This is a genomic window from Orenia metallireducens, from assembly GCF_003001995.1.
Classification (GTDB): Bacteria; Bacillota; Halanaerobiia; order Halobacteroidales; family Halobacteroidaceae; genus Orenia; species Orenia metallireducens_B.
The window spans coordinates 173,661-187,780 of the sequence record NZ_PVNB01000003.1; the positions used below are offsets into that span (position 1 = coordinate 173,661).

Annotated in this window: 18 protein-coding genes; all 18 read right to left on the reverse strand. The window is 32.9% G+C overall.

The window, feature by feature from the left end:
* Window positions 1-8: 8 nt before the first annotated feature.
* Window positions 9-1,070, reverse strand: a complete 1,062-nt coding sequence (gene ytvI, locus BX659_RS03420; protein WP_097016425.1) for a sporulation integral membrane protein YtvI — start codon at window positions 1,068-1,070, stop codon at window positions 9-11.
* 12 nt (window positions 1,071-1,082) lie between these two features.
* Window positions 1,083-1,898, reverse strand: coding sequence for a phosphatidate cytidylyltransferase (locus tag BX659_RS03425; RefSeq protein ID WP_097016426.1), 816 nt, complete (start codon window positions 1,896-1,898; stop codon window positions 1,083-1,085).
* A 9-nt stretch (window positions 1,899-1,907) separates the two neighbouring features.
* The gene (locus BX659_RS03430) at window positions 1,908-2,696 is read right to left on the reverse strand and encodes an isoprenyl transferase (RefSeq protein WP_097016427.1); all 789 of its coding nucleotides are present in this window, start codon (window positions 2,694-2,696) and stop codon (window positions 1,908-1,910) included.
* 70 nt (window positions 2,697-2,766) lie between these two features.
* Window positions 2,767-2,976, reverse strand: coding sequence for a hypothetical protein (locus BX659_RS03435; protein WP_097016428.1), 210 nt, complete (start codon window positions 2,974-2,976; stop codon window positions 2,767-2,769).
* A gap of 2 nt (window positions 2,977-2,978) precedes the next feature.
* The gene (gene frr, locus BX659_RS03440; protein ID WP_097016429.1) at window positions 2,979-3,536 is read right to left on the reverse strand and encodes a ribosome recycling factor; all 558 of its coding nucleotides are present in this window, start codon (window positions 3,534-3,536) and stop codon (window positions 2,979-2,981) included.
* Between the two features lie 34 nt (window positions 3,537-3,570).
* Entirely contained in the window at window positions 3,571-4,284 is a 714-nt protein-coding gene (gene pyrH / locus BX659_RS03445) for a UMP kinase (RefSeq protein WP_097016430.1), read from the reverse strand.
* A 262-nt stretch (window positions 4,285-4,546) separates the two neighbouring features.
* On the reverse strand, window positions 4,547-5,428 hold the full coding sequence (gene tsf, locus BX659_RS03450; RefSeq protein WP_097016431.1) for a translation elongation factor Ts: 882 nt from the start codon (window positions 5,426-5,428) through the stop codon (window positions 4,547-4,549).
* Between the two features lie 99 nt (window positions 5,429-5,527).
* Window positions 5,528-6,259 carry a 30S ribosomal protein S2 gene (rpsB, locus tag BX659_RS03455; RefSeq protein WP_097016432.1) on the reverse strand — a complete coding sequence of 244 codons (732 nt, stop codon included), beginning with the start codon at window positions 6,257-6,259 and terminating at the stop codon, window positions 5,528-5,530.
* A 396-nt stretch (window positions 6,260-6,655) separates the two neighbouring features.
* Window positions 6,656-7,447 (reverse strand): hypothetical protein, encoded by a 792-nt coding sequence (locus tag BX659_RS03460; protein WP_097016433.1) that lies wholly within the window; start codon window positions 7,445-7,447, stop codon window positions 6,656-6,658.
* Complete coding sequence (locus BX659_RS03465) at window positions 7,447-7,956, reverse strand: hypothetical protein (protein WP_097016434.1); 510 nt, start codon at window positions 7,954-7,956, stop codon at window positions 7,447-7,449. Before BX659_RS03465 ends, BX659_RS03460 begins: the two co-directional genes overlap by 1 nt.
* Window positions 7,957-7,971: 15 nt before the next feature.
* On the reverse strand, window positions 7,972-8,298 hold the full coding sequence (locus tag BX659_RS03470; protein WP_097016435.1) for a hypothetical protein: 327 nt from the start codon (window positions 8,296-8,298) through the stop codon (window positions 7,972-7,974).
* Between the two features lie 14 nt (window positions 8,299-8,312).
* The gene (locus BX659_RS03475; RefSeq protein ID WP_097016436.1) at window positions 8,313-10,124 is read right to left on the reverse strand and encodes a DUF342 domain-containing protein; all 1,812 of its coding nucleotides are present in this window, start codon (window positions 10,122-10,124) and stop codon (window positions 8,313-8,315) included.
* A 23-nt stretch (window positions 10,125-10,147) separates the two neighbouring features.
* Complete coding sequence (locus BX659_RS03480; protein ID WP_097016437.1) at window positions 10,148-10,930, reverse strand: FliA/WhiG family RNA polymerase sigma factor; 783 nt, start codon at window positions 10,928-10,930, stop codon at window positions 10,148-10,150.
* A gap of 16 nt (window positions 10,931-10,946) precedes the next feature.
* Complete coding sequence (locus BX659_RS03485) at window positions 10,947-11,312, reverse strand: hypothetical protein (RefSeq protein WP_181186407.1); 366 nt, start codon at window positions 11,310-11,312, stop codon at window positions 10,947-10,949.
* A 142-nt stretch (window positions 11,313-11,454) separates the two neighbouring features.
* Window positions 11,455-11,946, reverse strand: a complete 492-nt coding sequence (locus tag BX659_RS03490) for a chemotaxis protein CheD (RefSeq protein ID WP_172431799.1) — start codon at window positions 11,944-11,946, stop codon at window positions 11,455-11,457.
* Complete coding sequence (locus tag BX659_RS03495; RefSeq protein WP_097016439.1) at window positions 11,936-12,565, reverse strand: chemotaxis protein CheC; 630 nt, start codon at window positions 12,563-12,565, stop codon at window positions 11,936-11,938. The genes BX659_RS03490 and BX659_RS03495 overlap by 11 nt, the downstream gene beginning before the upstream one ends.
* A gap of 29 nt (window positions 12,566-12,594) precedes the next feature.
* A complete protein-coding gene (locus BX659_RS03500; protein WP_172431800.1) occupies window positions 12,595-13,293 on the reverse strand; it encodes a flagellar brake protein in 699 nt (232 codons plus the stop codon).
* Between the two features lie 40 nt (window positions 13,294-13,333).
* The gene (locus tag BX659_RS03505; protein ID WP_172431801.1) at window positions 13,334-14,092 is read right to left on the reverse strand and encodes a flagellar brake protein; all 759 of its coding nucleotides are present in this window, start codon (window positions 14,090-14,092) and stop codon (window positions 13,334-13,336) included.
* Window positions 14,093-14,120: the final 28 nt, after the last annotated feature.

Sequence of the window (14,120 nt, forward strand, 5' to 3'; positions counted from 1 at the left end):
ACATCCCCCTACTCATCAATAATAATTGAAATAAATCCTGCTTGAAATACCGCTTTTAAGACTACTAAAGAAGCCGGACCGATAAAGAATCCAGCAACACCAAATAATTGGACTCCCAAATACATAGCAACTAAGATAGCCAATGGATGGATACCAATACTTCTACCAACTATCTTCGCTTCTAATATTTGGCGTGTAGCCCCCATTACACCATATAAGATAAAGAGTCCAATAGCAAAACTAACATTTCCTACTATCAAGTTATAAATTGCCCAAGGAATAAAGATCAGACTAGGACCAATAACAGGAATCAAATCTAACAGTCCTCCAGTTAAGCCCACTACAATCGAATAACTACTACCTAGAATACTTAGACCAATAATTGAAATTAAAGTTGTAATAGTAATTAAAAGAATTTGTGCTCGAATAAATCCAATACCTGCTTTCATTATATCGCCTTGAACCTGTTTTATCTTATGGCGCCATTTATTAGGAAAAGGTTTTAACAAGGCCTCTAAAATAAGCTCCTTATCTCTACTGATAAAGAAGGTAGCTATTAAACTGATTAATAAAATAGTCGCAAAATTAGGAAGCTTTTTAACTACACCTAATAAAGTAGAGCTAGCTAATTGGATAATCTCCTTGGCTTTATCATAAAAATATTGAAAATTACTATTGATACTCTCTTTAAAGGACTCTGGAATCTTCAACTCTTCTATAACTCTACTCAACTGTTGATTCCGCTCTGATATCCAATCTAGTTGTTTACTAAACCCCTGATAATCTGGTAAATCATTTAGCAGATTATTCAATTCAATAAATAATCTAGAAAAACTGACTGTTAATATTAGACTTATAAAGATAATTATTATAGATAGAATAATTATTATCGAAAGACCCCGAGGCAGATTAGCCTTCTCTTCAAGTAGTTCTACAGCAGGATCAATTAAACTTGCTATAATAGCTGCTATCACAAAAGGAAGGAGATAACTTAATATATACTTTAAGAAAAAGATACTAATAACTATTAACAAAACCAATCCTAAAGATAGCTTATAGATTTTCTTCATATCTTCCCCCTCTTACCTTAACACAACCCACTGTAAATAATAATAAACAACAGGTAAAGTAAATAACAAACTATCAATTCTATCTAATATTCCTCCATGCCCTGGTATAATATCACCAGAATCCTTGATATTAGCATCACGTTTAAAGACCGATTCAGATAAATCACCTAATTGAGCAAAAAGAGCAATTAGAATTCCTAATACTATGCCATGTAAATATCCAAAACCCAAGTATACACTAATAATCATAGTAAGCGCTATACTAAAGGTCAATCCACCAACCGCCCCTTCTATAGTCTTTTTTGGACTAATTTTAGGTGCCAAAGGGCTTTTACCAAAGTTCATTCCTGTAAAATATGCTCCAGTATCGGTTATCCAAGTTGCCAAGATTGGTAACCAAACAAATAAAGTGCCAATACCTTTACCATTACTGAGCTCTAAGTTATACAGTAGTATCAAATGGCTAAATAAACCTGCGACATAAAAGACCCCAAAAAAAGTAATAGCTGTTGTAAAGATAGCAGAGTTATCTACCCCGACAATCACCTGCTTTAATAAAATGACTAAAAAAGACAAGATCAAGAAACCATATACAACTGATAAATCGTTACTATTTAGATATGTAAGAAGAACTAAAATTAGACCAATCAAGATTCCTAAAAACCTGTTTGCCTTTATTCCTTTAGCTTTTACCAGCTTGTAATATTCATCCATCCCTAATCCAACAACCACCAGATTCAATAATAAAAAGGGAATATTGCCTATTTTTAAGATAATAATCAATATAGGAATAGCTATTACTGCACTTAAAATCCTTGTTTTCAACATTAATATCACCTACTTTTTCTTAAGTCCGCCAAACCTTCTTTCCCTTTCTTGATAATCCTTTATAATCTCTAAAAAAGCTTCTTTATTAAAATCAGGCCAATATACTTCAGTAAAGCACAACTCTGTATAAGCAAGCTGCCATAATAAGAAATTACTGATTCTCTTTTCTCCACCAGGTCTGATTAATAAGTCAGGATCAGGTTGTTGGTTGGTATATAACCCTTGGGATATTAATTGCTCATCGATATCTTCAAGGCTTATCTTGCCATCAATTAGGTCTCTTCCAATATTCTTAACTGACTCTATGATTTCACTTCTAGCTCCATAATCTAAAGCAATATTAAGAACTAAAGTATTATTATTCTTGGTTCTTTCCATAGCCTGCTCTACTTTCTCTTTAACCCCTTGGGGTAGCCTGTTCTTATATCCAATTATATTAAGCCTCACACCCTCTTGATCTAATTCATCAAGTTCTTCTAAAAAGACCTTTTCAAATAACTTCATCAGAAAATTAACCTCTTTTTCAGGTCGCTTCCAATTCTCTGTAGAGAAAGCATAGGTAGTAATATATTTAACCCCTAAATTTTTAGATATTTTTGTGATCTCTTTTAAGGTCTTTACCCCTGCTTGATGTCCAACACTTCTGGGAAATCCCCTTTTTTTAGCCCAACGACCATTACCATCCATTATAAATGCTACATGTGTAGGTACTTCTTTCTGTTTAACTTCCGATACTAACTCTTCAAAAGTACTATTGTTTTTGAATTTATCTAATGCCTTATCAACAATACCCCACATTAATAATCCTCCTATATTTATGAAATAACCCCCTCTCAACCATATAGAGGGGGTTTAGTAACTGGGGTTATTATTTATTATCTACCCCTAAGTAATAATCTTCATGACTGATTATTAACTCTACAACTTCTTTATTAATTAGCCTTTGTCCAATTACCCTTAATTCACCTAGACCAACTAACTTTCTTGGAGGTCTGGTATGACGAATTTGAAGTTTATAGTTATCCCTTGTTAATAAATCCTTGGCAGAATTATAATTTAAGGCAATAACATTTTTCATAGTTATACTTCCATTATATCTGCAGTTTTATTCTCTAGCAAGGAATCTATTTTAGCAATATATTCATCAGTAATTTCCTGGATATTATCTAAACCACGGCGATAATTATCCTCAGAAATCTCTCCTTCCTTCTCTAGCTCTTCTAATTCACTATTTGCCTCGCGTCGAAGATTTCTAATAGAAATTTTGCCCTCTTCTGCTTTCTGCTTAACAACCTTAACTAGTTGCTTTCTTCTCTCTTCAGTCAGCTGAGGAATATTGATTCTGATTAAATCACCATCATTATTAGGATTTAGTCCTAAATCAGATTTTAAAATAGCTTTCTCAATATCACCTATTACAGTCTTATCAAAAGGAGCTACTAGTAATTGTCTTGGTTCTGGTGCAGAGATCTTTGCCATTTGATTAATTGGTGTAGGAGCACCATAATAGTCAGCCTTAATACCATCTAACAAAGATGCTTTAGCTCTTCCAGTTTGTATTTTTGTAAACTCCTGCTTAGTATTCTCAATCACCTTATCCATATCCTTTTTAGCCTGATTAGCAACCTCTTTAATCATATGTATAACCTCCCTTTATCTAAATGTTTATATATTATCTTACAAAAGTACCTACTTCTTCGCCTAATATTGCTCTTTTAATATTATTCATCTCTTTTACCCCAAAGACTATTAATGGAATATTATTGTCCATACATAAAGATACCGCAGTAGAGTCCATAACTCCCAAACCTTTATTTAATACATCGATATATTCTAACTCTTTGTATTTGACAGCATTTGGATTCTTAACTGGGTCTGAATCATATACTCCATCTACATTTTTAGCCATTAAAATAGCATCAGCATTTATTTCAGCTGCTCTTAAAGCTGCTGTTGTGTCAGTAGAGAAGAATGGATTACCAGTTCCTGCAGCAAAAATAACAATTCTCCCCTTTTCTAAATGCCTCATTGCTCTACGTCTAATATAAGGTTCTGCAACTTGTCGCATTTCAATAGCGGTCTGTACTCTAGTATCAACACCCAACTTCTCTAGAGCATCCTGTAGGGCTAGAGAATTGATAACTGTAGCTAACATTCCCATATAATCAGCAGTTCCTCTATCCATTCCCTTAGCACTTCCTGCAATACCTCTAAATATATTACCTCCACCTACCACTATTGCTATTTCCACCCCAGTGGTCAGGACATTTTTAATCTCTTTAGCTATTGAATTAATAAATTGAGGATCGATTCCATAATCCTGCTCACCAGCTAAAGCAGCCCCACTTAACTTTATAATTACTCTAGAAAACTTTGCTCTTGACATCAATCCAACCCCCAGTCCCCTTTTATATTTCTATAATATACCCTAAATCCCTTTTTATGATTAAAAATTTTACTATATTATTTAACGATCACTATTAAATATTGATATATATATTATATTTTATCACCTATTAACTTTATCACAATAGCTTTTAATCTAACTTTTAAAATTGAAAGCATAATAAAATAAATGATAAAACTTAGAAAACTAACTGACTCTAAAAAAAGAGAACACGAGAGTGTCCTCTTTTTTTAGATAGATATTATTTATTAATTTCACCCATTACTTCTGCTGCAAAATCTGTCTCTTCCACTTCAATACCTTCTCCAACTTCATATCGAACATAGTTTACAATACTAGCATCATTTTGATCAACTAATTGTTGAATAGTTATATCTGAATCTTTAACAAACTCTTGTTCTAACAAGCAGTTTAATGTATAGAATTTACCTAATCTACCTTCAACCATCTTTTCTACTATATGCTCTGGCTTTCCTTCTGCAAGAGCTTGCTTTGTAAGGATTTCTCTCTCCTTATCAAGATCTTCACTAGGAACATCCTCTTTTGATAAGTAATTTGGTTTTACAGCAGCAATATGCATAGCAATATCTCTAGCTAAATCTTCATCTCCACCTTGAAGTTGAACTAAAACTCCAATGTTACCACCCATGTGCAAGTATGTACCAAAGATCTCTTCAGCATTCTTTTCAAAGATTTGAAAGCGTCTAAAGGAGATATTTTCTCCAATTTTAGCAATAGACTCTTTTAAGTATTTCTCTACTGTTTTGTCTTCTGCCTTTAAAGTTTGACTAAGAGCTTCTTCTACATCAGCAGGATTTTCTGCTAATACGTGATCTGCTAAAGCATCAACAACCACTTTAAAATTTTCATTTCTAGCAACAAAATCAGTTTCACAGTTGACCTCTAAAATAGCAGCTGTATCATCCACTGTTTTAAAAGCTACTAAACCTTCAGCAGCAGTTCTTCCAGCTTTCTTATCTGCAGAAGCGATACCTTTTTCTCTTAAGTATTCAACAGCTTTATCCATATCTCCATCTGTCTCTTGTAAAGCTTTTTTACAATCTAAAATCCCAGCATTTGTCATTTCTCTTAACTTCTTTATATCAGCTGTAGTAATTGCCATTATTGAACCTCCTTATAGTTTATGAAAAAACTTATTTAAAAAAAAGGCGCTTCACAAGGACGATTTACATCCTCATTACACGCCCTTTATTTATTATTCTTATTGTTGGTCTTCTTCTGTAGTTGCAGCTTCTTCAATCTCAGCTTGTTCGCCTTCTTGAGATTCTACAACTGCATCAGCGATAACTCCAGTTAATAATTTAACAGCTCTAATAGCATCATCATTTCCTGGAATTAAATAATCAACATCATCAGGATCACAGTTTGTATCTACAATAGCTACTACTGGGATACCCAACTTCTTAGCCTCTGCTACCGCAATCTCCTCTCTACGAGGGTCAACAATAAATAACACATCAGGAAGACCATTCATATCTCTAATTCCACCTAAGTTACGAACTAATTTAGTTCTTTCCTTCTCTAACTGCATTACCTCTTTCTTAGGTAAGACCTCAAAGATTCCATCCTCTTCCATCTGTTCTAACTCTTCTAAACGCTCAATACGTTTACGAATAGTTTTGAAGTTAGTTAGCATACCACCTAACCAACGCTCATTAACATAAGGCATTCCACATCTTTCAGCTTCTTGCTTAATAGTCTCTTTAGCTTGCTTTTTAGTTCCTACAAAAAGAACTGTTTTCCCTTCAGCTGCTAGTTCACGAACGAAGTTATAAGCATCTTCAGCTAATTTAACTGTTTGCTGTAGATCCACTATGTAGATCCCATTTCTTTCTGTAAAGATGTATGGTTTCATCTTTGGATTCCATCTCTTAGTTTGATGTCCGAAATGAACTCCAGATTCTAATAATTGTTTCATACTTACTACACCCATTACTGCGGCACCTCCTCTCGGTTTTTAATCCTCCACTCTCTTCTTCCTCTGCTAAAACCCTAAGGGCACCTCTAGCAAAGTCCAAAAGTGTGTGTGATTGATGTTCTTCTAACACCATTAAACAGTATACCACATAAAAAAAATAATATCAACAAGATTTTTAATTATTTTTAAATTAAACAAAGTTCTTAGGATTAGAGCTATAATTAAACTAAGATTAAGACTATATAAGTTCAATAAAATAGAGTAGATTCTCTACTTAAAATTAGATTCAAATTATGTAAAGCAAACACGATAAGGTATTATTAAATAACTTTATAGAATTAGATAAAACATTATTTTTGAGTTGCAAAAAAATAAAGACATCATTATGATGTCCTAAAACAGTTAAATCATTCAATTATTTGAAGTTACTTGTAGTAATACCTCTTTAACTGATATAGGTAATTGAAAAGAGTAGGTGCCTGCCTTAATCTTAGTTTCAAGATTTAACTCATCTACCATAGCAATAAATTCATCTTTATCCTCAATTACCCCCTGATAGAGCAGTAAAGTAGATACCTCTCGACTGGATATCCCTTTTGGAATAGTTAATAGAACTTTTTTATTTTCCCTTTCTAACTCTTCTTTTATTTCCTTTTTTAGCTCTTTTTTTAACTGCTCTTTTAATTCTCTAGTCAATTCCTCTCTAAGCTTCTTTTTAACATCATCACTATCTGCTTGTACCTTTTCTACAGCATCTTCTATGGCTGTCTCTATTTCATCCTCAGCCTTAAGATCAATCGCCTCTTTAGAGTTATTATTATCTTTTGTCTGTGACACTCCAACTTCTGAAATTATATCAGCCTTTTCTGATTTTAATTTCTCTTCTCTAACTATATTATTGTCTTGAATTAATAAACTTTGATCTACTAATTCTTCACCCTTTATTTCTTTATCAATATTATCTTCTTTTACAGAAGCAAACGCCCCTTCTAAATCATAATTCTTCTTTAATTTAATATCCTGATCACTATAACTCTCTGCAGGAAAGCTCATCCCTAGCTTTCTAGCCTCTTTTATAATCTCTTCTTCAGTCATCACAGTCTCTTTTGGTGAATTTAAATTAAATAGATTCAAATCTAAAGATAATAGTAATGCCATAATCACAAGTGTAATCCCTATCCCTAACAGAGTATGGCGTAACATTAATTTTCCCTCCGATTATTGAATTTATAAATCAATTCGACTTCCCGACTTCCCATATTCATCTTCTTAGCTATCTCTGCCATACTTAAGCCTTCTTCTTTAAGTCTCTTTATCTGTTGATAAGCAGGATTTCCATTTGTAGGATTAAGTGTAGGTTTAGTATTTGTTTGACTATTTAAGAGATTAATATTCTTAATATTTTCATCTAGAATGTCCATTTTAATATCAACCTTTTCAACTTTATCAATTAATTTCTCAACCCTATCTTTTAAGATGATTATCTCTTCTTTATATCTACCATTATCCAATTTATGATTTAGCAGCTGACCAAAATCATTACTTCCTACTATTGAGTTTATCTCATCCTCTAACTCTTCTTTTAAATTTCTAATCTCTGATAACATCTCAGTTGCTAAATAATAGTCATCATTATCCTGTTGAGAACGATAGGTTAAGAATAAAGAGATCATAATCACTACTAAACCTACAGCAAACAAAATATATTCCAAATCTATTACCTCCATTTATACCTTGATATCAATATATCGTCCTGCATTTAATACCTTAGCCTCGTTTTGACCTTCCTCTTCTTCATTATCACCATTTCCATTCTCTATTCTTCTCTTCCTCTTTTGCCTTCTCTTCTCTTTCTTATCATCCTCTTTTTTAATCTTCTTATGCTCTGTCTTTTCAGATTTATTTACCCTATCCTGCTTTCTGACATCCTTTTGCTCTAACTCCTGCTGTAATTGATTTTGATAAATATTTGGTTTAGCTTTTCTACTCTGTTCTAACTTACTGACATCTAAAGAACGAGAAAGTATAGTCTTAGGGTTGATAGGCTCTACCATAAGCCTCCCTCCTTTTAAGAGTAAGGTTTTGATTTAATTTGATCATCATCTAGATAATACTGAACAAATTTATTAACCTCATCTATTCTTTTAACAAGGGTTCCTATATTTACAATAACTCCTGTATAAATAGTATCCTGAACCTTAATCTTTCCTTCCTTACCTTCTTCTAACTTAGATTCTAACTTCTTCTTATCTTCTTTAATCTCTTCAATTTCAGCAGCAATAGAAAATCTCATCCTAGTAAGTTGATTCAATAAATCTTGTTTATTAGCTAAAAGCTTACCATTATTTTTCTCCCTTTGCTCCTTTAGTAACTTTATATTCTTAATAACCTGATCCAACTTATCTTGTTTATCTTTAAAGAGATTATTCTTATTATTATAATCATCCCTTGTTCCAGGGGTTATCCCTACAGAGACCTCTGTTGGAGTAGCTAGATTAGAACCGATATTTTTCGCTACTATCTCTTTAGTAGCCCTGATCTTACCACCAACAATTAATCCCTTCTTCTCCTCTACAACCACCTTGTTACCAGCATCAATAGTACTATGCATAATAGCATCCTGTACTATTAAATCTCCTTCAGTTATAACTGTTCCATTCTCAATAAATTTAACATTAATATCTCCTTTTGCTCTTAAAGTTCCTTTAATCGCACCAATAAAGCCTTTTTTAATAATAATTTGACCATCGGCTTCTATATTTCCTCCATAAACACTACCTTCTATCAAAACATTTCCTTGGGATTTAATTTCCATACCATCATTTAGATTTCCACTTACTATTACACTCCCTGTAAAATCAATATTTCCTGTTGATAAATCAACATCACTCCTGACAGTATATACATCTAAAACACTAATAGAATTATGATTATAAACTACTTGACCCTCAATTACTGCAGTTAATGACATTCCATCTTCACTTAATTGTACATTTTCGCCTACAGGTATATCTATATCTTTTACAGGTGGCGGAGCAACATCTTCTCCCATCACGTTCTTGCCTGGCTCCCCCTCTACTGCTAAGACTTTAGTAGCTAATAAGTCTCCAGGATCGACGTTAACAATTCTACCTAGATTACGAAAATCTGCACTACCATCATCTAACAGATTAACCTTCTTCTCAGAACTATTAATATCAAATTTAAAATCAATTCTGCCATCCTCTCCAGGAACAGGATCTTGTCCAGCTGCTATTAAAAAATCCTCTAGTGGCTTTTTAGAATTAAAAATCTCAGTAAATTCTTCTTTCTTTATACCAAAAACTATACCTTCTTTATTCAACTCTTCCATTATATCTTCAACTGTAAATCCTCTTCCTCCAAGGGGTGGAATATGGCTTATATAAGCTTCCATCTTATCCTTACTTAACTTAAATTCTAAACTAGCATCACGATCTAACTCAGCTTTTCTATCAGCTATTTTGATCTTCTCTCCATCTAAAGTTAAAGCTTCACTTACTGCAGTATAGTCGACTTCAACTATCTCCTTTTTCTCAAGAGTCTCTTCAATAGCATCCATCTTTACTTGTCTACCATTACCTACAGGTTGTTTTACTATCAAAAATATTCCATCATCAGATATCTCAACTCTAAATTCACCATCTTTACTTTCAACTTCTTCTATTAACTCTAAAGTGGCTTGATATGAGTTTAAACCACCAAGTAATCCAAAGAACTTTTTCTTCTCTTCAAGTAACTCTATCGAGATATCCTCTAGACTAAATTCATCATCTACTTTTTCATTAAATATCCTATAAGCCTCTTCCAATGCAATCTTTTTATTCTTTGCTTCAATCTCAACCTTTTCAATGATTGTCATAATAACCCCTCCTCCCTATTAAATCAAGCAAATAATAAATCTTTCTTCCTACTAAGATATCCTCTTAATCGGAAGATAGCTTTAGTATGCAACTGTGAAATACGAGCAGTTGTTAAGTCCATAATCTCCCCTATCTCGGTTAATGTCAAATCTTCATAATAATAAAGGGAGACAACCAATCTTTCTTTCTCAGGCAATTTATCTATCGATTCACCTAAAAGTTCTTTCATTTGATCATAGAAAAAGAGGTTATCAGGCTCCTTGTCAGCAGAGTCACTGATTAAATCCTTTAGTTCTATCTTATCTCCACCTTTAACATTAAAAAAGGACTCTAAAGAGATATTCTCCGGAATATTGACATCAACCAATAAATTATTAAATTCCTCACAACTTAGTCCCAACTCTGCTCTTACCTCTTCATCATCAGGGTTTCTTCTTAGTTTTTTCTGTAATTTATTATAAGTATTACTAAGCTTTTTTGACTTTCTTCTAATTGATTGCGGAACCCAATCTAACTTCCTAATCTCATCATAAATCGCACCTCTTATTCGCGGAACAGCATAGGTAGAGAATTTAATCCCCCTATCTATATCATATCTATTCATAGCATCTATTAGCCCCAAAAAACCATAGTTTAACAGATCATCAAAAGTAAATCCATCGGGTATCTTAGTAATGATCTTTCCTGCAACATGCTTTACCAAAGGGGTATAGCTTAGAATTAAATCTTCTTTAGATTGTTGGCAATTATTCTTTTTATACTTCTTCCATAAAATATCTTCTTTTAAGTTATCTGATCTCTTCATTTAAGGATTCCTCCTACTATTCCTGCTTTATACCTTTGATAATTTTCGCCAGTTTGTCTGAATCCTCATTAATAATATTTGTATTCTTATTATCTATACTTTCAAACTCTAAAGAGGTCATCCTATCTAATCCTTCCTCTTTTAGAGCCTCTTTAGAGTTACTACCTTCTGAATTAGATGCTACTTGCTTAATCGAGCTTTTCATCTCCTCTTCCATAATATCACTTAAATTTGAATTTATCAATTGCCCTATTATACCACCTATTATACTAAAAATTAATCCACCAATAAAGACTCTCTTGATAATAGTTGTTAAATCCAAATTCATAATTATTGAAACCATTAAGACTATAATAATAGCTACAATAGCAAATAACACCATAAATTGCTTGGTAAGGGAACTCACTATTTATAATCCCCTCCTTTACTAATTAATTATAATATAAATGCAATATTCTAAACTAATCTTAAATCGACGGTTTAAGTATAAATTTGAGTATAAGTTAACCTTAAACTCAAATTTACTATAATATTCTATCATCTTGTTTAACCGTTTTAATAACTACCTCTCCACTATTATTGTATAATTCCATTGTTCTTCCATAATTCTCTCCTACTTCAGCCCCAATTATTGGAATCCTCTTCTTCCTCATGATACTCTCAACAGCTTCAATATTGCGAGCCCCTATCCTAATTCTATCATTAGAGCTTGAGAAGTTAAACATTTGGGCTCCCCCAGCCATCTTGGCCTCTAAATTTCTAATATTAGCTCCTGCTTTTCTCAACTCTTCAATTAAAATATCTATTGCTGTATCTGCATATTTTTCAGGCTTACCCTGTTTACGGTTTGATGGAAACTCTGGCAACATAATATGAGCCATCCCTCCAATTTTACTAATACTATCATACAAGGTCAATCCAACACAAGAGCCCAAGCCTGACGTAATCAAAACATCACTCTCTTTTCCCACTTTAAGGTCAGCCATCCTTACTCTAATCTTATTACTAATCAACATCAACACCTAGCCTCTTTAACATAAAGTCTAAAGATTCAGGATTGGGAATTACAAAAAACTGACCATTAACCTCTAAATTCCCTAAAATCTCTGTTTCGATTACTAATGCATAATCACCTATCTGACCTAATTCTATAAAAGCCACCTCTAAAATAGCACCAGCCATGTCATGGGCCAAAGCTGGAACATCAGGCATTATTTTAATATCAAGCATTTGAGAGAAAGCATTCAAATTAGACCCTGTTAGTATATTTGCTACTTCTTTAAGAGCGGACTCTTCTAATTCTCCTATGTTATCTTCAATATTGACCTCTTCACCGATTAATAAAGAGATTAACTTGTTTGCACTATTATTTCCTAAGGTAAATAGAACACCTCCATTAATATCTCCCATTATTCTAACTAAAATAGCAGCTATTAAATTATCTGCCCCTCCCATAATTTCTGGGACTAAATCTATTGGTAAGATGCTTACCTTAGGAACTTTCATCTGAATCTTATCATTTAGCATCTCTGAAAGTGAAGTAGCTGCATTTCCAGCACCAATACTTGCAACTTCTCTTAATGCATCTAGCTGTATAGGACCCAATTTAGCCAACTTATCATCAATATGATTCATCAACTCTCACCTCTAAAATTATTTAATATCTAAATTAAACCTTTCTTTCTTAATTCTCGTTGTTTAGCAAATACCCATTCAATTATCTCTTCTCTCAACTCAGTAGATATATCAACAAACTTAACCCCATAAACAGTAGTTATTTTATCAGTCCCATCCTCTTTTCTTTCTTCAACTCTAACAATCTCACCATTTAATAGACTAATAGATAATTCTATAAAGTCTATCTTGAGCTCTAGTACTTGACCTATTTCAAAGTTATTGGCGCCTTTTATAACTATCATAAGACCTCCACCACTAATATCAGCAGCTAATGCTTTATTAAACTCTTCTGAATAATCATTATACTCTTGCTTTTCTTTAATATCACAGTAAGCTACAACTCTATATTCAATCTCTTCTTGGACAGAAATCCTTACAAACCGTCTTCTTTGAATTCTTTCAACCTCACTAGAATTAAGAACTACCAGAGAATATACCGGTTTCTTCTTTCTTTTCTTTACCTTGCTTTCCATCTGATACAAGGCTGTTGCTCCTGTAAAAATTATCTTTAAAGGAGTCTTCTTTTTAATAGATAGTGGTCTATTATCTTCATCAAATGGAAGCTCTATTTCTATAGTCTTATCATCAAAGTCCAATATTTTTGATCCATATTCACCTTTATAAGGACCATCTTCTATCTTTATTCTTACCCTTTGGTTAAGCTTTAATTGAGGTCTCTTTGCCATAGAACATACCTCCATTTAAAATAATAAACCAAAACCTAAATTAAATAAGCCCCTTCTTTCTTAATTCACGCTGTTTAGCAAATAACCATTGCATAACTTCATCTCGCTTACCTGTATCTTGGTGAATAAATTCAACTCCTATACTATATCGCTTTTCTCCTTGCTTAAACTCTGCAAAAACTCTAACCACTTTAGCTAAGAGTTTATCAAAAGGTAGATTAGCAAAACTAAAATCTACTTCTAAAATCTGTCCCTCCCTTACAGAACTCTCTCTAGTAACCATCTTCAGCCCGCTAGCACTGATATCTCGAATAATAGCATTATACAGATTAGTACTATCGGAATTTAGTGATTTTTCAGAAAGAATCTCTTCTATACCTACATTTTCATCCAACTCTTTTAGATCTTCTTCGTTTCCAATCACTCTAAATTTTGCTTCTTGATAGATATCCAATCTAAAAAAATTTCTCTCTTGTATCTTACTAACTTCTCCAATCAACTCTACTATTAATAAAGGGGTAACTTCAACCTCCCTCCTAATAACCTTTACTGGTATCTTATATAAGCCAGTACTCTCTCTAAGCATAATATCTATTTTAGTTCCAATTGCTATATTAACAACTTTACCTTCTGTAAAAGGAGTATTTATAGCAAAAATAGAGTCACTTATAATATCAGCCACTTGCGAGGAATATTGTCCCTCATAGTTTCCGAAGGGAACAACTACATCTATCCTCTGATTAATATTCACTTTTCTATTAAGATCAAATCTCTTTACTACTTGGGAGTTTCGTTTCAAACTCCAACACCTCCTACTCAAGTCCCAA

Bases quoted from the DNA above. Each gene is read 5' to 3' on its own strand.
- ytvI (WP_097016425.1), bottom strand. From the start codon at position 1,070: ATGAAGAAAATCTATAAGCTATCTTTAGGATTGGTTTTGTTAATAGTT.
- BX659_RS03425 (WP_097016426.1), bottom strand. From the start codon at position 1,898: ATGTTGAAAACAAGGATTTTAAGTGCAGTAATAGCTATTCCTATATTG.
- BX659_RS03430 (WP_097016427.1), bottom strand. From the start codon at position 2,696: ATGTGGGGTATTGTTGATAAGGCATTAGATAAATTCAAAAACAATAGT.
- BX659_RS03435 (WP_097016428.1), bottom strand. From the start codon at position 2,976: ATGAAAAATGTTATTGCCTTAAATTATAATTCTGCCAAGGATTTATTA.
- frr (WP_097016429.1), bottom strand. From the start codon at position 3,536: ATGATTAAAGAGGTTGCTAATCAGGCTAAAAAGGATATGGATAAGGTG.
- pyrH (WP_097016430.1), bottom strand. From the start codon at position 4,284: ATGTCAAGAGCAAAGTTTTCTAGAGTAATTATAAAGTTAAGTGGGGCT.
- tsf (WP_097016431.1), bottom strand. From the start codon at position 5,428: ATGGCAATTACTACAGCTGATATAAAGAAGTTAAGAGAAATGACAAAT.
- rpsB (WP_097016432.1), bottom strand. From the start codon at position 6,259: ATGGGTGTAGTAAGTATGAAACAATTATTAGAATCTGGAGTTCATTTC.
- BX659_RS03460 (WP_097016433.1), bottom strand. From the start codon at position 7,447: ATGTTACGCCATACTCTGTTAGGGATAGGGATTACACTTGTGATTATG.
- BX659_RS03470 (WP_097016435.1), bottom strand. From the start codon at position 8,298: ATGGTAGAGCCTATCAACCCTAAGACTATACTTTCTCGTTCTTTAGAT.
- BX659_RS03475 (WP_097016436.1), bottom strand. From the start codon at position 10,124: ATGACAATCATTGAAAAGGTTGAGATTGAAGCAAAGAATAAAAAGATT.
- BX659_RS03480 (WP_097016437.1), bottom strand. From the start codon at position 10,930: ATGAAGAGATCAGATAACTTAAAAGAAGATATTTTATGGAAGAAGTAT.
- BX659_RS03485 (WP_181186407.1), bottom strand. From the start codon at position 11,312: ATGGTGTTATTTGCTATTGTAGCTATTATTATAGTCTTAATGGTTTCA.
- BX659_RS03490 (WP_172431799.1), bottom strand. From the start codon at position 11,946: ATGTTGATTAGTAATAAGATTAGAGTAAGGATGGCTGACCTTAAAGTG.
- BX659_RS03495 (WP_097016439.1), bottom strand. From the start codon at position 12,565: ATGAATCATATTGATGATAAGTTGGCTAAATTGGGTCCTATACAGCTA.
- BX659_RS03500 (WP_172431800.1), bottom strand. From the start codon at position 13,293: ATGGCAAAGAGACCTCAATTAAAGCTTAACCAAAGGGTAAGAATAAAG.